This is a genomic window from Streptomyces corynorhini, assembly GCF_003346515.1.
Classification (GTDB): domain Bacteria; phylum Actinomycetota; class Actinomycetes; order Streptomycetales; family Streptomycetaceae; genus Streptomyces; species Streptomyces corynorhini.
Genome location: NZ_QQNA01000035.1, coordinates 24,377 through 42,215 on the forward strand (window position 1 = coordinate 24,377; position 17,839 = coordinate 42,215).

The window sequence follows — 17,839 nt, forward strand, 5'->3', positions numbered from 1 at the left end:
AGGATCGTCGGAGCGATCATCCTGCCATCAGGCTCGGTCGACCGCGTGCGGGGCTCTGACCGCAACGGTCGAAGATCGCTTACAGGACAACCCTTAGTGAATCCTGGAGTTCACGAGTGTCCGCACTTACTCCCCCAGAGAGAATACTCTTTGCCCAACCTCAAACATGTGAGGGATGCGCAGCTCTGCCGACTTCCCTGCGCCTGCCCGGCTACGGAATGTCTCATCTTTCCAGACGTTCTGCGCCCTCTGGCGTAGGAGCCGCGGTCGAACTCCATCTTCCAGCTGTTTCCACTGTTCATAATTTAGGCCCAACCCAGTCGTTACCGCCTCGAAGGCGGAAACCGTGAATCTTCCACTATGCTTGGACTTCGCAACATCATAACGCTTAAAAGATGACTCCCCGAGTGCTTCATTCAGCCAGGAAAAGATATCCATGAAGCGTGCATATTCGAAATCTTGATCGAAATCATCAGATTCGATGAAGTGACGCATTCGAGAAGTTAGAAACTCGCCAACGTCAGAAAGACCAGAGAGGTCAGACCGATGAGCGGTAACAACGGAGAGATAGCGCAGGGCAAGTTCAACTCCATAAGCCTCCTCTTCCTGTCGTTCAGTAATACTGACGGTCTGCTCGAACGCAGGGGTTGAGGCCAGCGACTGGAGCCATCTATAGAAAATGGGATCCAGCATTACAGCAAGGCAGTTTCGAGCCTCTTGCTCGGAAAGATGGGCACCGCTATTTAGCCGCTGAAACAGGTCGAACTTAGCTTGTTCATCGCTTGTATGCTCGACGATCTGGAAATCGAGCCGAGCACGCTTGAAGAAGCGCCGTTGGGCTTCCGAGAGAACGGTGAAACCTTCAGCCTCGCATGGAGTCACTGCCTCACCCCATACCACCCCCTCAAGGCTTTTCAGATAGTCTCCGGCCGTAAGAGGGTCGGGAGCATCCAGCACACCATCATCCCTTCGCAGCGCACCCATGAATCGGAACAGAGTGGACAGTCGCTGAACTCCATCCACAACATCCCAAACGCCATCTTTACGAGCAGCAACAAAAATGGGCGGGATAGGAATACCAAGGAAGACGCTCTCGATCAGACGGGACTGCTGTCGAATTCCCCACCGGAAGATCCTCTGGAATTCCGGGTGAATTTCAAGATCTGAATTATCGTACATGGATAGCGCTTCATTGATAGCCATGCTGTACCGATCGGTATGGATCTCACGAGAACGCTCCACGATTTCTTCCTGCAATCCCACCTGGTCCTCCTTGAACGTCAGCTGCTTCGACATGCGGCCCCCTCCCCTATCGCCCTACTGCAACAGTATGGACTGCGTCTCGGTTGCCCGGGGCGCTGTTGGCTAAGGTGCGGAGCCAGATAGCTAGATCGGTGGAGCGGGTTTGGCCGGTGGCCTGCCCGACCTGGGGTCGAGCATGATCAGGGGACCGTACGCTGGTTGGGAACTCGGGCAGGCTTTGAGCTCTCCTCAATGTGCACGAGTGGCCCCTGCTCTTGCCCGATGCGGAACCCGGACCGGGGAGGTGGCTAAAGCCGTGGAGTCGAACGGCCTCAGCCACGACGCACCTCTTTCTCTGGCATCAGGCGGCTGATCGCTGTGCGCGCGGCACGGGCGCCGGCTCGGCTGGAGCGGGGCGGAGGCAGGAACGCAGGCCCGGCCGGAGGTCGGGCCGCGCGCTGTGAGCGGAGCGAGCCGCCTTGAAACTGTAGAGAAAGTTGTTACTCACGCTGTTCTTGGGGCTGGGCGTACTTCTCCATGCAGGCTGGGAGGTTGATGCCTTGGCGGGTCGACAGCTTGAGGAAGCGGACCGGGTGGGCGGTCCATTGGATGGTGGTGCGGTTGTCGTGGACGGTGAGGGTGCAGGGCTCGCCCTTGGTGAGCGCTTGGAGGACGTCTTGGTGGCCGTCGGACAACCAGGCCCATGTCTCGGTGAAGGCGTCGTCGTCCAAGGCTGAGGCGATCGTGCGGGTGGCGATTCGGATCCAGCGGGCGGTTTGATGCGCGGTCTTGACGTCAAGGGAGCCGAGTAGCTTTCGGCCCTGGCCCGTTGCCGAGTCGTGGGTCCAGCATTCGCATCGGAAACCGCCGGTGAACAGGCTCGCAGGTTTGACATCGGGTGCCTCCCGCCGGGCGGGCGGAGAGCACATAGCGGGTGGTGTCGTCTGAGAGGGTGAGTACGTAGGTCTGGCCGTGGCCAGGGTGGTGCGGGCTCGTTCGTGTTCGGCTTCGTCGGTGAGCCAGTGGTGGCCCGGCTGCGCGTACCGCTGGCCGAGTTGCTGGGTGACATCCGCGTCGGCGTACGTCACCTTCGGGGTCGTGTCGCTGCCGCCGGCGTCGGTGACGGAGATGGACACCACGCGCTCGGAGAGGGCAAGCACGACGTGGAAGAGTTCTCCCTTCCGGCGTGCTCGGCTCGCTGGACCCGACCAGCGACCGTGCGGTGTTCCGACAGATCGCCGACCGGCTCCGCGAAGCGATCGACCAGGGGAGTTTCCCCGAAGGGGCGAAGCTGCCTTCGGAATCGGAGCTGGTCGAGCACTTCGGCGTCTCCCGTATGACCGTGCGCAACGCGCTCTCGATGCTCCAGAGCGAAGGGCTCGTCTCGTCCGAACACGGCAGGGGCGTCTTCGTCCGGCCGCGCCCGCCCGTTCGCCGTCTGGCTTCGGACCGGTTCGCCCGGCGCCACCGGGAGCAGGGGAAGTCCGCGTTCATCGTGGAGGCCGACGCGGCCGGCAGCCGCCCGGAGGTTGACAACCTGGAGGTCAAGGAGGAGCGGCCCACGGCTGATGTGTCCGCCCGGCTGGGTGCTCCGCGGCGGGTACCGGCCCGGCGCCGCCGGTATCTGCTGGACGGGCGGCCGGTCGAATTCGCCGTGTCGTACCTGCCACTCGACCTGGCCCGCGATACCCCGACCGCCCAGCCCAACCCCGGTCCCGGTCCCGGTGGTATCTACGCCCGGCTCGAAGAACTCGGTCACCACCTCGACCACATCGAGGAGGAGATCCGGGCAGGCATGCCCTCGCCGCAGGAGGTCAAGACACTTCAACTCGCCTCCGGCGTACCGGTCATCCACCTGATCCGTACCGCGTTCGACACCAAAGCCGCGCCGTGGAGGTTGCGACAACGTCATGGCCGCCGACACCTACGTGCTGAGTTACCAGCTGCCCGCAACGTAACGGCCGGAAGGGCACGAGATGCTGACGAACCCTCCGGGGGGGGAACGCACTTCTCAGAACTCGAACACACCAACCCGCATACTCGTATAGACGAACGGGCATCCGGGTCGAGGTTGATCCGAGGACCGGTGAGGCGCTGATGAAGGTCGGCGTCGTGTACATCGATGAGGGCGATGAACATCTACGCCCATGTCGTCCAGGACACGCAGCGCGAGGCCGTGAGCCACCTGGACCGGATACGTAAGCGGCAGCGTCCCGACCGTGGGTGACCGCGCCCGTGGATGTCAGAAGGAGATGTCAAAGGCCCCCAACCATGATCGGTTAGGGGCCTTTGCACTGGTGGGCGCGGACGGTTTCGAACCGCCGACATCTGCTTTGTAAGAGCAGCGCTCTACCCCTGAGCTACGCACCCGTGGATGAGGGAACAGCGTACATGGCGGGCGGAGCACCGCCGCACACCGCGGCGGGCGCTGTCCGGCGCGCTGTGCGGGCAGGGGGGATAGCCCCACCCCGGACAGGGTGGGCGGCCGGATCGGGATCCGGGGCTCTCGTTCGTAGGGTGAAGGCGCCAACACGCACGGGCAGCACGTACGGGCAGCACGTACGGGCACAGCACGCACGAACAATCAGGGGGACCCAACGTGGCCGGAAGCCGGAACCGCACGCGCGCGCTCATCGCCGCGGGAGCGGTCGTCGTCGCGATGACGGCGAGCGGGTGCGGGAGCGATCCGTCGGGCGCTCCCGTGGAGAAGAAGTCGTTCGACCTCGCCGGGAAGTCGCTGACCGTCGAGGCGGGCAACACGGAGATCGCGCTCGCCCCCGCCGATGTGAAGGACGTCGAGGTGGCGCGGCAGATCGACGGCTGGGTGTTCGCCGGGAGCGGGCCGAAGGGCGTGTGGAAGATGGACGGTGACACGCTCACCCTCAAGGTGAAGTGCTCAGGCGTCGTGAGCGACTGTTCCGCGCGCCACGAGGTGAAGGTGCCGCGCGGGGTCGCGGTGACGGTGCGCGGGGACAACGGGAAGGTGACCGCGGCCGGGTTCGACACCGCCCTCAAGGTGACGTCGGAGAACGGCTCGGTGGACGTCGAGGACTCCAGCGGGCCGCTCGACCTCAAGAACGACAACGGCGCCATCACCGCGCGCGGAATCTCCTCGAAGGCCGTGACCGCGAGGACGGAGAACGGTTCGGTACGGCTCGGGCTGACCGAGGTGCCCGACCGGGTGGACGCAGGCAGCGACAACGGGGGGATCACGATCGAGCTGCCCACGACCGGCGCGGACGGTGCGGACAGCACGGACGGCGCGGACGGCGCGGACGGCCCGGACGTGTCGTACGCCGTGACGACGTCCAGCGACAACGGCTCCATCCACGTGGACGTGCCGGAGGACGGGAACAGCGGCCATGTGGTGAAGGCCCGCAGCGGCAACGGGAAGATCACCGTGCGAACCGCGAACTGACCGGCCCGTGTGTTCGTCACTACCTGGTGGGACAATGAACCAGGCGATGACGGATCTCGGCACGGGAGAGGGATGTGACGGCGACACACGCCCACGCGCGACCGCACGCACGAATGAGAGCGAGAGCGAAGACGCGCGCCGCGGGTGGTGTTCTCACGGATGTCCTCACGCTGATGCTGCTTCCGGTGCCCCTGCTGGTGGCCACCGCGCCCGCCGCCTTCGCGGGCGGCGGGACCCGGCGCTGGTTCGGCGGCCGGGCCGAGAGTCTGCGGGCCGACGCCCAGGCCGCGAAGGACGCGGCGGCGGCGGCCTTCTACGAGCTGGACACGGCCCAGCGCGACCTGCGGATCTCCATCGAGACGATCACGGCCGTGGACGGTTCTCCCCCGGCCCGCAAGGCCGCCGGTGACTTCACCGCGCTGGGGCAGCGGATCGACGAGGCCAGCCACGGCTACATCGAGGCGGTGGACGCGCACGACCTGGAGCGCGACGACCTGGAGGCGTCGGCCGCGTCCACGGCGCGCGACGAGCTGACGGCGGCCAAGGACGCGCTGAACCGGGTCAAGAGCGACCTCGACCGGTTCGCCCAGGGGCTCGGGCCGCTGCTCGACAAGGCGGAGACGCAGCTCGCACGGCTCGCCCCCGCCGTCGAGCGGGCGCGGGCGGGGCTGCTGGCCGCGAGCAACGCGCTGGACGAGGTGCGCGGCGCCGGACTGCGGGCGGACGATCTCGCCGCCCGGCTCGCGGCGCTGGGCCCGGAACTCACCAAGCTCAACCAGGGCGCGGGGCAGCACGGCGTGCCGGAGACGATCCGCCGCGCCGAGCAGGTCCTGCACGCCGCCGACGCGGTACGGGCGGAGGCGGCGCGGCTGCCCGAGCGGGCCAGGGAGATCGACCGGCGGCTGGTCTCGCTCCGTACCCGTGCCCAGGCCCTGACGACGCGGGCCGGCTCGGTCGACCCGGTCCTCAGCGAGCTGCGGCGCCGCTTCTCCGCCGCCTGCTGGCAGGACCTCCAGCAGGTCCCGGAGCAGGCGGCGAGCAGCGTCCGGCAGGCCGAGGAGAAGCTCGAACAGGCCGGCAAGGCGCGCGAGGAGCAGCGCTGGGCCGACGCGACCTCGCGGCTCAGTACGGCGCGCGCGCTGCTGAACGATACGGACGAGGCGGTGTCGGCCGCCGGCGACCGGCTGCGGCGGCTGAACGCCGTGGCGAAGGATCCGCAACAGGAGATCGACCGTACGCGCTTCGCGCTCAGGGACGCCCAGCGCCTGGCCATGGCCGGGCGGCACACCCCCGAGCCGCGGCACGCCCGTCCGCTGGACGACTCCGTGGCCAGGCTGGACCGGGCGGTCGCGGCGCTGGAGGGCCGGCACCCCGACTACTGGCAGTTCCTGACCGAGACGGAGGCGGTACGGAACACCGCCGCCCGGGTCGTCTCGGACATCCGCGAGGAGCGGGGCACGGGAGGCTGAGCGACCCGGCCGGTGGGGCGGGCCCGGGAGCCGTTCCCGCCGGGCGCGGGAGCCGTTCCCGCCGGGCGCGGGGTGGCCGCGGGCCGCCGGGCCCGCCCTCGGCGCGATTTTGTCGACTTGTCTCCCTGCCGGGCCGGGCGGATCCTTGAGGCAGCGCACGCGACACGCGACACCCATCGCCCGCCCAAGGAGGCCCGCCCCCCATGGCCACCCGAGCGACACCTCCCGCAGTCGTACGGCACGATCCGCCGCCCTACCCCAGCCACGAGTACCGGCAGCAGGCCCGGCGCACCCGGCGTCGGCGGCGCCGCGTCATGATCGACTCGCAGCTCCCGCTCGACCACCACCTGAACCAGGTCTACCGCATCGGCGCGGGCCTGATGGGGCTCGTCCTGATCGCCTTCGGCATCCTCGGGCTGGTCGACAAGATCGGCTTCTTCGGCACCGGCGGACAGCGGGTCGCCGGCCTCAACGCGAACGGCACCCTCAGCGTGCTGTCCATCTGTGTCGGTCTGCTGCTGCTCATCGGCATGGCGATCGGCGGCAATATCGCCTCGACCCTGAATCTGGTCTTCGGCGTCCTCTTCATCGCCAGCGGATTCGTCAATCTCGCCCTGCTGGATACCGGCTACAACTTCCTCGCCTTCCATATCCAGAATGTCCTCTTCAGCTTCGTGGTCGGTCTGCTGCTGATGTTCTTCGGAATGTACGGACGGGTCAGCGGCAGACTCCCGCACGAGAATCCGTACTGGCGCGCCCGCCACCCCGAGGAGGCCGACCGCGAGGACCGCGCCCGCACCACGCGGCGCCATGGCCCCTCCGCCGTACGGTGAAAGCCCACCGCAACGTCCACCGCCATCCCGCCGCCCCGGCCGCACCCGCCGCCATTGACCCGAGCGTGCGAGACGGATCCCGATTCGGTGGCGACTGATCCGGACGGGGCGGAAGGCGTCCCGGTCCGCGGTGGCCCGGAATCGGTCAGTGACCTCCGTGCGGGGCTGTACGGGAGGATCGGACCGATACGCGACGCTCTCCTCCGTCTTACGCGCGGTCTCGGTCTTCGAGGCGGTGCAGAGTTCGGTGGTACGCCGGACTCCATGGGCGACCAACTGCGCGTCGAGCAGGAAGGGATGGCCCGCGTACGGCATCGCGCGGAATCGCTCGACATCGACGGGGCCCGTCAGCTCGGGGTTGTCCCGGTCGCCGACCAGGACGTAGCGGTCCTCGAACAGAACGGCGCGCGGCAGTTTCGTGAGCGCGTCGGACAGCCCCATGGGGCAGATGAGGAGATCGATGGCGGCCCGTCTGAGCCGCTCCTCGAAATCCTCGGCGAACGACACCACTTTGACGCGTATGCCGGGGGCTTCGGGGGCCAGGGCGGCGAGCAGTGGTTTCAGCAGCACCATGGTCACGTAGTCGCTGGTCATGATGGTGAACGTCCGCTCGACGGAGGCCGGTTCGAAGGTGTCGTGCCGGCCCAGGACGGACTCGGCGGCGGCCATCAGGTCCCGTACGGGGTCGACGAGCGACTCCGCCAGCGCCGACAGTGTGTACTCCCGTCCGGCGCGGACGAGCAGCGGGTCGCCGAAGTGTCTGCGCAGTCGGCCGAGCGCCGAACTCATCGCGGACTGCCCGAGGGAGAGCCGCTCGGCGGCCCGGGTCACATGGCGTTCGGTCAGCAGCGCGTCCAGGGCCGGCAGCAGATTCAGGTCCACATTGGTCAGCGCCATGTCCGGTTCCCGTCCTCACCGCGTCGCGCGGCCGCCCGCCCCCGCGTCCGCGTCCGCGCGTCCGCGGCCCGTCCATGGACGGACCCACCCGCTGGACGGGCCCACCATCGGACGGACCCACCACCGGACGGACCACCCGCTGGACGGGCCCACCACCGGACGGACCCACCACCGGACGGACCCGCCGTACCTCCTGGGCCAGCGAGAATACCCGCGGCGTCAGAAGCTGCCCGCCGGTGCGGACCCGGTCACGCGGGCGGCCGTCTGGCCTATCCTGAGCGCATGCCTCGCTACGAGTACCGCTGCCGCTCCTGTGGTGACACCTTCGAGCTGAGCCGCCCGATGGCGCAGTCCTCGGCGCCCGCGTCCTGCCCCGAGGGACACGACGACACCGTGAAGCTGCTCTCCACCGTCGCGGTCGGCGGCTCCGCGAAGGGCGGCGCCCCCGCCCCGGCCGCCGGGGGCGGCGCGGGAGGCGGCTGCTGCGGGGGCGGCTGCTGCGGCTGATCAGCCGGACGCGGCGGCGGCCAGTCGGCGCAGTATCGCCTCGCCCGCCGCGGCGCCCGTCTCGCGCAACGCCTCCACGTGCGGCGCGCTCCAGCCCGCGTCGGCCAGCTCCCCGTGGCCCGGCCGCCATCCCCGGTCGGCCGCCAGCAGCAGATCCGCGTCGAGGAGCGAGTCCCCGGCGGCGAGGGTGCGCGTCGCGCCGGTCCTGCGGGCCACCTCGCGCATCGCGGCGCTCTTGGTGAGCGGGCGCGGTACGGCGTAGATCTTCCGGCCCTGGAGCGAGACCGTCCAGCCGCGCTCCCCCGCCCACCCGGCCAGCTCCGTCACCCAGTCCGCGGGCAACAGCGCGCGGTCGACCACCAGATAGGCGAAGAGGTCCTCCGCGATCCGCTCCTTGAGCAGCCACGCGGGGTCGGCGGCGGTCAGCAGATGGTCACGGACCTCGGCGAGCGGCGCGCACTCGTCGGCCAGCCGGGCGGCCACCGTACGCCGCCAGTCGAGGTCGGACTCCCCGTCGACCAGCAGATGTCCACCGTTGGCGCAGATCGCGAACCGCGGTGCGGGGCCCGGCAGATGGATACGGCCGTACTGCTCGCGCGTGCGCGTCGTCGTCGGTACGAAGACGGTCGTACGGGCCAGCCGGTCGAGCAGGGCGGCGGCCGTCTCCGTCAGATACGACAGCGGTCGGCCCTCGTACACCTCGACGCAGAGCAGCCGGGGCGCCTCGGCGTCGGCCACGGCGAGCCGGAGCGCGGCGGCCGAGTAGATGAGCGTGCGGTCGAGGTCGCTGGCGACCAGCGTGCGCGTGGTGGGTGCGGCGGCGGTCACGGCGCGGCCACCGCCTTGCCGTCGGCGCCCGTGGCGCCGCGCGTGTACCGGGGGTGGATCAGTCCGACACAGGTGTACGGGAGGCCGTCGACCTCCTCGACCGGTACGCCGCGCTGCTCGGCGAGCAGCCGTACGTGGGCGAGGTCGGCGCCCGCGCCGCGCCGGGCGAGGATCTTCCAGGGGACGCGCCGCAGCAGGACGCGGGTGGTCTCGCCGACGCCCGGCTTGACGAGGTTCACGTCGTGGATGCCGTACTCCTCGCTGATCCGCTCGACGGCCGCCCAGCCCTCCCAGGTGGGCGCCCGGTCCGCCGCGAGCATCTCCTTGGCCTCGGTGTCCACCGCGTCGGCGACCTCGTCGAAACGGGCGGCCACGGTCTCCAGGAAGTGGCCGGAGACATCGGCTCCGGCCAGTTCGCGGTAGTGCTTCGCGCCGTGGAAGTCGTCGCGTCCGACCAGGTCGGCGCGGAGCACCGTACGGGAAATCAGCCCGGAGACGGTGGAGTTGAGGCAGGCGGAGGGGATCAGGAAATCCTCGCGGGTGCCGTACGTGCGTACGCAGCCGCCCGGGTCGGCGAGGACGGCGATCCCGGGGTCGAAGCCGCGGCCGGCCGGCAGGCCGTGGGCGTCGTTGAACTCGGCGAGCGCCTCGGCCAGTTCGCGGGTGATGGCTCCCTTGCCGGTCCAGCCGTCCACGAAGACGACGTCGGCGGGGTCGTGGTGGGCGGCCAGCCAGCGCAGCGCGTTGGCGTCGACGCCCCGGCCGCGCACGATCGAGAGGGCGTAGTGCGGCAGGTCGAGGCCGTGGCGGTGCTGCGCCCAGCGGCGCATCAGCACCCCGACGGGGGTACCGGCGCGGGCCAGCGACACCAGCACGGGCCGGGGCGGGCGTTCGGCGAGGACCGTCTCGGTGACGGTACCGACGGCGCGGGCGATCCGGGCCGCCGAGGTCTCCAGGGCCGACGCGAAGAGCCGCTGGTAGCGGTCGCTGGGCTGGTACTCGACGGGGAGCGATTCGGCGTAGTGCGCGCCGCCGCTCTGGATCGCCTCCTCGCGCTCCTCGGTCGGGGCCTCCAGCTCGACGTCGGACAGGTCCTGGAGCAGCCAGCCGACGTCGTCGGGCGCGTAGGAGGAGAAGGCGGGGCCGCGGAGGGGCTCGGGCAGCATGGGGGGTTCCTGGGATCGGTGGGGGGCACGCCGGGAGTTCCGCCCGTCGCGCGGGCCGGGGAGGGCGTACGCCGGGAGGTACGAGGGGACGGTGGCCAGTACGACGCGCGGTATGTGCGCGGCGAGGCGGGCCAGCAGCCCGTCGGGGGCGTGCAGTTCGGGCGAGTCCCCCAGGGAGTCGACGACGGCCACGACGGCGTCGAACCCGCCGCCCGCCACGTTGTACGCGTACCGGTCGCCGGTCCGGTCCGCCGCGTCGAGGGCCGCCGTGTCGTGCGCGGGGAAGACGAGGCGGCTGCGTATCGCGTACCCGGGGTCGTCGACGGCGAGCACGGGCGAGCGGGTCGTGGTCGAGTACCGCACCTCGACGCCGTCCGCTCCGCGCTCCAGCGCCTCCGCCAGCCGCAGCGGGGCGTACATCAGCTCCTCGAAGCCCAGCACCAGTACGCGCCGGACGCCGGGCCCCAGGGCGGCGGCGATGTCCGCCGCCATCGCGGGCAGTGCGGACTCCAGCCGGTCCCGGTGGTCCGGGGTGAAGCCGTGCCGGCCGCCGTCGGGGACTCCGGCGGGCCAGTCGAGGGCGACCCGGGAGACGGCGGACGGGACGGACGGGGCGTACGGGACGGGCGGGGCGACAGGCACGGCGGTCCCGGCCGGCACGGCAGACGCGCGCTCGTGCTCCGCCACCAGCTCGCGGCCCCTCTCCAGCACCCCGTCCGGCAGCCTGACCGTCCCGGAGGCGAGCGTCACCAGATCGACGCGGGCGCCGATCTCGGCGGCGAACTCCGCGAGCCGCCCCTGGTCGGCGGTCGAGCGCATGTCGACCAGCGCGACGATCACGTACCAGGCGCGCGGATAGCGCCCGTGCAGCGCGCGGACCGTGTTGAGCACGGTGTTGCCCGTGGAGAACTCGTCGTCGACCAGGACCAGCGGCCCGTCCGTGCCGAGCAGCCCGGGGTCCTCCGGCAGCAGCAGGTGCGAGGTGGCGTGGGAGTGCGACTCCTCGAAGCCGCCCGCCCGCCGGACCCCGGGCACCGGGCGGCGCGTGGAGTGGAGGTACGGGGCGTGCCGCACCCCGTCGGCGACCGCGTGGCCGAGGCCGGTGGCGGTCTCCGCGTATCCGAGCACCACCGCGCGCTCCGTGTCCGCGCCGAGCAGCTCCGCCACGCGCTCGCCGAGTCCGACGCCGGTGCCGTATACGACGCCGGGGCGCTGGGGCACGTGTTTGCCGAGCACATTCGAGACAAGGAGGTGCGCTCGCTTGGGGTTGCGGCGCAGCGCGAGACCCAGCAGCTCGCGCAGCTCCTCGCCCCCGGCGAGTTCGATGCCGAGCCGCTCGGCGACCCATGTACCGGTCCACACCATGGTGGCGCTCTCTTCTCTCGACGTGTTCGGCGGTGGAGTGCGCGTCCGCCCTGTCTCCTCGCGGGCGTTCACTCCCCGAGGCCCGCCGCGAGCAGCTCCACGAACCCGACGTCCTCGCGCGCGACGCCGAAGACCTCGGCGCGGCGCAGCGTGCGTTCGGCCCAGGCGCGGTGGGGTTTCACCTCGTTCATCTTGTTCGTGTAGGCGGAGCGCAGCACTCCGCCGCCGTCGCGCTCGGGCCGCAGGATGTCCTGGGCGTCGCTGAACTCCTCGTGGCTGACGACCGAGAGGGCGTGCACGGGCGGCACGTGGGAGGGGTGGATGCAGGTCTTGCCCTGGAGTCCGTTGGCCCGGTCCAGCTCGATCTCGCGCAGCAGCCCGTCGAGGTCGTGCTCGATGAGGTTCGCCCGCAGCTCCTCCGCGCGGCCCTCCATGAAGGGGCTGCGGCGCAGCTGGGGCTTGAACATGCGCTCCTGGGCACGGAAGTACTCCCAGACCGGGCCGGTGATCGTGAAGCCGGAGCCGTCGGCGCGCCCCAGCACGTTGACGACGTCCGCGATGACGGCGGCCACGATGCGTACGTCGTAGGCGGTCATGTCGGGCGACCGGCGCAGGCCGTACGCCGAGCAGAAGTCGGTGACGCCGAGGCGCAGCGCGAGCACCCGGTCGCGGTGTTTGTCGACGGCGGCGGCGATGCCGGTGAGCGTGCGGGTCCTGGTCTCCAGGTGGAGCAGTTCGGGCGATTCGAGGACCGGCATGGCGTACAGGGGGCGGCCACAGGCGCTCTCCGCCTCCGTGAGGGCCTCCAGGAAGGGGATGCCGCGCTCCTCGGTGAACTTGGGGAGTACGAATCCGGACAGCAGCCGCACGCAGGAGCCGAGCCTGCGCACCAGGTCGGATATTTGTTCGGGCTCGCGGACGCGGATGAACAGCAGTGGGGTCGGGCCCCCGCGCCGGTCGAGTTCGGCGAACTGCCGCACGAGGTTGGTCTCGGCGTCCGGCACCTCGGAGTCGTGGATGGAGTCCTCCAGGCAGAGCACCATGGAGACGACGCCGCGCCCGGCCTGTTTCCGTACGTCGTCCCCGAGTCGGGGCCGGGTCGCGGGGCTGTAGAGCGTCGCGCCGAGGGCGGCGGAGAGCAGCGGTGCGGGGGAGTCGGCGGTGAACTCGCACGGCTCCTGATGGAACAGGCCCTCTCGGGCAGTGGGCGGGATATGCCCGAAATGACGCATTTTAATCCCCCGTGCTGCCAGGACGGCCCATCGGTCAGGTGGCCGGTAATAGTACGTACGAGCGGGTGTCAAGAGTTCCCCGGGTCGGTGAATTCCCGGTAACTCGTCCACATCCCGCCCCCGCGGTCCCCTCGGGCACCACCGCCCCACGGGCACGGCGGTCCAGGGGCGCTCGCGGCGTGCCGGGCGGGGACCCGCGTTGTCCGCGGGGGGTCGGGGAAGGCAGGATGATTCGTATGACGCACGCGATGCTCAAGGGCTCGAACGTCCCGCTCGACGCCATGGCCGTACGTGCCGTGCTGCACTGGACCCCCGGCCCGGGGGTGCCCGACGTGGACGCGTCCGCCCTGCTGCTCGGCGCCGGCGGCCGGGTACGTTCCGACGAGGACTTCGTCTTCTACAACCAGCCGCGCCATCCGTCGGGACTGGTGCGGCGGCTGCCGAAGAAGCAGGTCGGCGAGGCGCTGACCGACACCGTCGAGGCCGATCTCACCGGGCTGGACCCGTCGGTCGACCAAGTGGTGCTCGCGGCATCGTCGGACGGGGCGAGCTTCCAGCACGTGGACGACCTGCGCATCCTGCTGTACGACGCGGGCTCGGCCGACGGCGAGCCGCTGGCCGCCTTCGAGGTACGGCCGGAGACCGGCGAGGAGAACGCGATCATCTGCGGTGAGCTGTACCGGCGCGGGGACGGCTGGAAGTTCCGGGCGGTGGGACAGGGCTACCCGACCGGCCTGGTCGGCCTGGCCACGGCCTTCGGTATCTCGGTGGACGACTCGGAGCAGCCGGGAGAGAGCGACGAGGCGGGCTCCTCGGCCGACGCCCCCACCAGCCTCATCCCGGTCCCGGACCTCGCGGCGGCGGCGGCACCCGCCGCGCCGCCCGCGCCTGAGCTGCCTCCCGCGCAACCGGCGGCGCCGCCCGCCTACGGCTACCCGCAGCCGGCCCTGCCCGCGGCCCCGCCGCCGTACGGCTATCCGCAGCCGGTGTCGGCGCCGCGCCCCGGGTACGGCTATCCGCAGCCGGCGCTCGCCGCCGCGCCCGCCCCCGATCCGAACTTCCGGCTGCCCCCGATGGGGCCGCAGTTCCTGCGGCAGTGAGCGGGCGGCCGGGCCGGGGCATCGCCTCGGGCGCTCAGGTCTTCGTCTTGAAACCGCGCCCCCACTGCAGTCCCCAGCCGTAGAGCCGGTCCAGCTCGCCCTGGAAGCCGTAGACGTACCTCACCTCACGGCGCACGACCAGCTCACCCTTGACGTTGTCCACGGAGAACACCGCGCAGGAGCGGGCCTGCGGCTCGTGCTCGTCGAGATCGATCTCTATCCGCGGGCCGCTGCTCGGATACATCGTGATGTGCGCGTGCGTCCGGTCGAACGCGGGCGTCTGGTCGTAGATGTAGACGAAGAACAGCAGCCGCTTGATGTTCTCCCGCTGGTCGAGGTTGACGTAGATCGTCTCGCCCGAGCCCGCGCCGAACCGGTCGTCGCCGCTGGCCTTGATGTACGGCGGCCCGTTGAGATCACCGAGGAGGTCGCCGAGCGGCTGCACCACGCCCTTGCTGCCGTCGGTCAGCTCGTACATGCAGCCCAGGTCGAGGTCCACGTTGACGACGCCCTGGGTGTGCGCCTGGACGACCTCCGGCTTGAAGAGCTTGAGCGGATTGCTCAGCAGCCGGCCCTTCTGCCGCGATCGCTGTCCGATGTCCGACGTACGCATCTGCCAGGAGAGGTTGACCCGCAGATTGCCGGTCGCCGCGCCCTGCTTGGTCAGCGAGACCGTCGGGTGACGCTTGGTCAGCTCGATGGAGTTGGACGCGGCGTTGCCGATGTCGAACTGTGATGCCCTTTGCCCACCCAGCAGGTTGTCCCAGAAGGCCATGCCCGTCCCACCCCTGTTCCTTCGACTCGTCATCAACGACACGGACCGACGGGGCGGTCCTCGGGCTCACGCCGATCGACCGCCCCGTGAGAGCGTTCCCTCAATTTCCCCGTCGTCACCCTCCCGGAGCACCGGCTCACGGGAGGGCTCACCGGAGCACTCGGTCAGACGTGGAGCGCCGTCTTGTCGCCGTCGGCGTCCTTGTCCCCGCCCTCGGCCTCCAGCGCCTTGTTGCGGCGCACGGAGGACCAGAAGGCGGCGGCGATGAGGAGGACACCGACCAGACCCGTGATGATCTCGTTGATGGAGTGCTCGATGGTGATGAGCAGGATCGCGGCCAGCGCACCGATCGCGTAGTGCGCACCGTGCTCCAGGTAGACGTAGTCGTCCAGGGTTCCCTCGCGGACCAGGTAGACCGTGAGCGAGCGGACGTACATCGCTCCGATGCCCAGACCCAGCGCCATCCAGAAGATGTGGTTCGTGATGGCGAAGGCGCCGATGACGCCGTCGAAGGAGAAGGAGGCGTCCAGGACTTCGAGGTACAGGAAGAGGAAGAACGCGGCCTTCCCGGCCATCCCGACCGCGGTGACCTTCTTGCCCTCGGCCTTGGCCTTCTCCTCCTCCTCGTGCTCCCGCTCCTCGTCCTCCTCCAGCTTGTCCTCGAAGTAGCCGGAGAGACCGCCCACCACGAGATACGTGATCAGACCGGCGATGCCCGCGAGGAGCACGGTGGCCGACTTGTCCTGGTACCCGGTGCTGGTGTGCGCGTCGGTCGCGAAGGTCATCGCCGCGACGAGCAGAACGATCAGCGCGACACAGACCGACAGCATGTCGACCTTGCCGAGCTTGGCCAGCGGGCGCTCCAGCCAGCCCAGCCACTTGATGTCCCGCTCCTCGAAGATGAAGTCCAGGAAGATCATCAGCAGGAACATGCCGCCGAAGGCGGCGATCGCCGGATGCGCGTCGGTGACGAGGTCCTCGTACCGGCCCGGGTTCTGCACCGCCAGTTCGACGGCCTCGATGGGCCCCACCTTGGCGCTGATGGCCACGATGACGACGGGGAACACCAGCCGCATACCGAAGACGGCGATGAGGACACCGACCGTGAGGAAGATCTTCTGCCAGAAGGCATTCATCTTCTTCAGGATCCCGGCGTTGACCACCGCGTTGTCGAACGACAGCGAGATCTCCAGGACCGACAGGATCAGCACGATCCCGAACGCCTGCCACCCCCACTGCCAGGCGGCGAAGGCGAGGCCGAGCGCCGTGACGGCGAACGACCAGCCGAAGGTTTTCAGGATCACTGGCTACCCCATTTTGCGATTAACGGGATTTCCCCCGTGCAGAGCACTGCTTTACGAAACGTTGACCCCGAAGTCTAGGGCGATGCCCCGCAGTCCTGACGCGTACCCCTGCCCAACCGCACGGAACTTCCACTCGCCCCCGTAGCGGTACAGCTCGCCGAAGATCATCGCGGTTTCGGTGGAGGCGTCCTCGCTCAGGTCGTACCGCGCGAGTTCCTGCCCGTCCGCCTGATTGACCACGCGAATGAAGGCATTGGCGACCTGCCCGAACGTCTGGCCCCGATTGTCGGCGTCATGGATCGAGACCGGGAAAACGATCTTGTCGCAGTGGGCCGGAACGCTGGAGAGATCGACGATGATCGACTCGTCGTCACCCTCACCCTCGCCGGTCAGATTGTCGCCGGTGTGTTCGACGGAACCGTCCGGGCTGGTCAGGTTGTTGTAGAAGACGAACCATTCGTCGCCCATCACGCGGCCGTTCTGGCAGAGCAGCGCGCTGGCGTCGAGGTCGAAGTCGGCTCCGGTGGTGGAGCGCGCGTCCCAGCCGAGCCCGACCAGCACCTGGGTGAGGTTCGGCGCGGCCTTGGAGAGGGAGACATTGCCTCCCTTGGCGAGTGTGACGCCCATGATGGTGAGTCCTCCCCGAGGTGATGTGGTGATGTGCGTGCGTCAGAACGCGTCTGGCGTCCTGCCCGCTCCCGGGCCGATCATGCGAGCGGCCCCGGTCTCCGATCGGCGGCGGTGCGCCTCGGCACGGAACGTGTTCGGCGCCGCACGCGCGGTGCGGCGCCGGGCACGGAGAAGGACGGGCCCGGGGCGCGCGGGCCCCTGGCCTCCTTCGAGGCGGCTCAGACGTTGACGCCGAAGTCCTGCGCGATGCCGCGCAGACCCGAGGCGTAGCCCTGGCCGATCGCGCGGAACTTCCACTCCGCGCCGTTGCGGTACAGCTCGCCGAAGACCATCGCGGTCTCCGTCGAGGCGTCCTCCGTGAGGTCGTAGCGCGCCAGCTCGTTGTTGTCGGCCTGGTTGACGACGCGGATGTAGGCGTTGCGCACCTGGCCGAAGGACTGCTGGCGGCTCTCCGCCTCGTAGATCGAGACGGGGAAGACGATCTTGTCGACGTCGGCGGGGACCGCGGCCAGATTGACCTTGATCGCCTCGTCGTCGCCCTCGCCCTCACCCGTGAGGTTGTCACCCGTGTGCTCGACGGAGCCGTCGGGGCTCTTGAGGTTGTTGAAGAAGACGAAGTTTCCGTCGGCGGCGACCTTGCCCTCGGTGTTCGTCAGCAGAGCGCTGGCGTCGAGGTCGAAGTCACTGCCGGTGGTGGTGCGTGCGTCCCAGCCCAGACCCACGGTGACCGCGGTCAGGTTGGGCGCGGCCTTGGTCAGCGAGACGTTTCCGCCCTTGCTGAGACTGACTCCCACGAGTCCTCCTAATGGTTTCCCGGGGCCGGCGGGCGAGCCGGGCGCCCCTCGGTGCGTTGCCACTCGATCAACGTCTGGATCCTAGTGACCGGTTCCCCGATACGACACGATTTCGACGGCCGGGCGAGGAGAGAAGACCCGGCGAAGAGCGAAGGAGGAGACAAGGCGAGGCGGGAGGAGGCACGGGAGGAACGAACCGCGACCGGCACCCGCCGCGGTCACCGGCGCTCCGCGGTCACCGGTACTCCGGTACTCCGGTACTCCGCGCCACCGGTGCTC

General features: G+C 69.5%; 14 protein-coding genes, 1 tRNA gene and 3 pseudogenes. 7 read left to right on the plus strand and 11 right to left on the minus strand.

Translation table 11 applies throughout. The features are described from left to right. Positions 1 to 126: 126 nt before the first annotated feature. Positions 127 to 1,296, minus strand: coding sequence for a DUF262 domain-containing protein (locus DVH02_RS06260; RefSeq protein ID WP_114622685.1), 1,170 nt, complete (start codon positions 1,294 to 1,296; stop codon positions 127 to 129). Between the two features lie 446 nt (positions 1,297 to 1,742). Then, positions 1,743 to 2,402: a hypothetical protein gene (locus DVH02_RS06265; protein WP_114622686.1), complete on the minus strand. Its 660-nt coding sequence runs from the start codon at positions 2,400 to 2,402 to the stop codon at positions 1,743 to 1,745. Positions 2,403 to 2,428: 26 nt separating this feature from the next. On the opposite strand from DVH02_RS06265, the pseudogene DVH02_RS06270 reads away from it, so the two are divergent. Together DVH02_RS06270 and DVH02_RS37245 are read left to right on the plus strand one after the other, a co-directional pair. Next, positions 2,429 to 3,200, plus strand: a pseudogene (locus DVH02_RS06270) (GntR family transcriptional regulator). Between the two features lie 173 nt (positions 3,201 to 3,373). After that, positions 3,374 to 3,469 (plus strand): annotated as a pseudogene (locus DVH02_RS37245) (tyrosine-type recombinase/integrase); the annotation flags it as partial. A gap of 68 nt (positions 3,470 to 3,537) precedes the next feature. Here the strand turns inward: DVH02_RS37245 and DVH02_RS06275 are convergent. Next, positions 3,538 to 3,612 (minus strand) — tRNA-Val (locus DVH02_RS06275). 229 nt (positions 3,613 to 3,841) lie between these two features. Here DVH02_RS06275 and DVH02_RS06280 point away from each other — a divergent pair. The 3 genes from DVH02_RS06280 to DVH02_RS06290 all read left to right on the plus strand — a co-directional run bounded on the left by DVH02_RS06280 (position 3,842) and on the right by DVH02_RS06290 (position 6,962). After that, the gene (locus DVH02_RS06280; protein WP_233518064.1) at positions 3,842 to 4,660 is read left to right on the plus strand and encodes a DUF4097 family beta strand repeat-containing protein; all 819 of its coding nucleotides are present in this window, start codon (positions 3,842 to 3,844) and stop codon (positions 4,658 to 4,660) included. Between the two features lie 113 nt (positions 4,661 to 4,773). Then, entirely contained in the window at positions 4,774 to 6,129 is a 1,356-nt protein-coding gene (locus tag DVH02_RS06285) for a hypothetical protein (protein ID WP_114622687.1), read from the plus strand. 203 nt (positions 6,130 to 6,332) lie between these two features. Beyond that, positions 6,333 to 6,962 (plus strand): DUF4383 domain-containing protein, encoded by a 630-nt coding sequence (locus tag DVH02_RS06290; protein WP_114622688.1) that lies wholly within the window; start codon positions 6,333 to 6,335, stop codon positions 6,960 to 6,962. A gap of 264 nt (positions 6,963 to 7,226) precedes the next feature. Here the strand turns inward: DVH02_RS06290 and DVH02_RS37090 are convergent. Further along, a pseudogene (locus DVH02_RS37090) lies at positions 7,227 to 7,859 on the minus strand (LysR family transcriptional regulator); the annotation flags it as partial. Between the two features lie 282 nt (positions 7,860 to 8,141). Between DVH02_RS37090 and DVH02_RS06300 the strand changes: the two are divergent. Then, positions 8,142 to 8,366: an FmdB family zinc ribbon protein gene (locus DVH02_RS06300; RefSeq protein ID WP_114622689.1), complete on the plus strand. Its 225-nt coding sequence runs from the start codon at positions 8,142 to 8,144 to the stop codon at positions 8,364 to 8,366. On the opposite strand, the gene DVH02_RS06305 is transcribed toward DVH02_RS06300, so the two are convergent. The 3 genes from DVH02_RS06305 to DVH02_RS06315 form a co-directional block, all read right to left on the minus strand. Continuing rightward, positions 8,367 to 9,194, minus strand: a complete 828-nt coding sequence (locus DVH02_RS06305) for an HAD family hydrolase (RefSeq protein WP_114622690.1) — start codon at positions 9,192 to 9,194, stop codon at positions 8,367 to 8,369. Continuing rightward, on the minus strand, positions 9,191 to 11,725 hold the full coding sequence (locus tag DVH02_RS06310; protein ID WP_199566179.1) for a phosphoribosyltransferase: 2,535 nt from the start codon (positions 11,723 to 11,725) through the stop codon (positions 9,191 to 9,193). Before DVH02_RS06310 ends, DVH02_RS06305 begins: the two co-directional genes overlap by 4 nt. A gap of 68 nt (positions 11,726 to 11,793) precedes the next feature. Further along, positions 11,794 to 12,957 (minus strand): HpcH/HpaI aldolase/citrate lyase family protein, encoded by a 1,164-nt coding sequence (locus tag DVH02_RS06315; RefSeq protein WP_114622692.1) that lies wholly within the window; start codon positions 12,955 to 12,957, stop codon positions 11,794 to 11,796. A 236-nt stretch (positions 12,958 to 13,193) separates the two neighbouring features. On the opposite strand from DVH02_RS06315, the gene DVH02_RS06320 reads away from it, so the two are divergent. Further along, on the plus strand, positions 13,194 to 14,057 hold the full coding sequence (locus DVH02_RS06320) for a TerD family protein (protein WP_114622693.1): 864 nt from the start codon (positions 13,194 to 13,196) through the stop codon (positions 14,055 to 14,057). A 34-nt stretch (positions 14,058 to 14,091) separates the two neighbouring features. Here DVH02_RS06320 and DVH02_RS06325 read toward each other — a convergent pair whose 3' ends face one another. The 4 genes from DVH02_RS06325 to DVH02_RS06340 all read right to left on the minus strand — a co-directional run bounded on the left by DVH02_RS06325 (position 14,092) and on the right by DVH02_RS06340 (position 17,560). Beyond that, entirely contained in the window at positions 14,092 to 14,832 is a 741-nt protein-coding gene (locus DVH02_RS06325) for a TerD family protein (protein ID WP_114622694.1), read from the minus strand. Between the two features lie 164 nt (positions 14,833 to 14,996). Beyond that, positions 14,997 to 16,136 carry a DUF475 domain-containing protein gene (locus tag DVH02_RS06330; protein WP_114622695.1) on the minus strand — a complete coding sequence of 380 codons (1,140 nt, stop codon included), beginning with the start codon at positions 16,134 to 16,136 and terminating at the stop codon, positions 14,997 to 14,999. A gap of 51 nt (positions 16,137 to 16,187) precedes the next feature. Next, positions 16,188 to 16,763, minus strand: a complete 576-nt coding sequence (locus DVH02_RS06335) for a TerD family protein (RefSeq protein WP_114622696.1) — start codon at positions 16,761 to 16,763, stop codon at positions 16,188 to 16,190. Positions 16,764 to 16,984: 221 nt separating this feature from the next. Further along, positions 16,985 to 17,560: a TerD family protein gene (locus tag DVH02_RS06340; protein ID WP_114622697.1), complete on the minus strand. Its 576-nt coding sequence runs from the start codon at positions 17,558 to 17,560 to the stop codon at positions 16,985 to 16,987. Positions 17,561 to 17,839: the final 279 nt, after the last annotated feature.

Bases quoted from the DNA above. Each gene is read 5' to 3' on its own strand.
- DVH02_RS06285 (WP_114622687.1), top strand. From the start codon at position 4,774: ATGAGAGCGAGAGCGAAGACGCGCGCCGCGGGTGGTGTTCTCACGGAT.
- DVH02_RS06325 (WP_114622694.1), bottom strand. From the start codon at position 14,832: ATGGCCTTCTGGGACAACCTGCTGGGTGGGCAAAGGGCATCACAGTTC.
- DVH02_RS06290 (WP_114622688.1), top strand. From the start codon at position 6,333: ATGGCCACCCGAGCGACACCTCCCGCAGTCGTACGGCACGATCCGCCG.
- DVH02_RS06335 (WP_114622696.1), bottom strand. From the start codon at position 16,763: ATGGGCGTCACACTCGCCAAGGGAGGCAATGTCTCCCTCTCCAAGGCC.
- DVH02_RS06300 (WP_114622689.1), top strand. From the start codon at position 8,142: ATGCCTCGCTACGAGTACCGCTGCCGCTCCTGTGGTGACACCTTCGAG.
- DVH02_RS06310 (WP_199566179.1), bottom strand. From the start codon at position 11,725: ATGGTGTGGACCGGTACATGGGTCGCCGAGCGGCTCGGCATCGAACTC.
- DVH02_RS06315 (WP_114622692.1), bottom strand. From the start codon at position 12,957: ATGCGTCATTTCGGGCATATCCCGCCCACTGCCCGAGAGGGCCTGTTC.
- DVH02_RS06320 (WP_114622693.1), top strand. From the start codon at position 13,194: ATGACGCACGCGATGCTCAAGGGCTCGAACGTCCCGCTCGACGCCATG.
- DVH02_RS06260 (WP_114622685.1), bottom strand. From the start codon at position 1,296: ATGTCGAAGCAGCTGACGTTCAAGGAGGACCAGGTGGGATTGCAGGAA.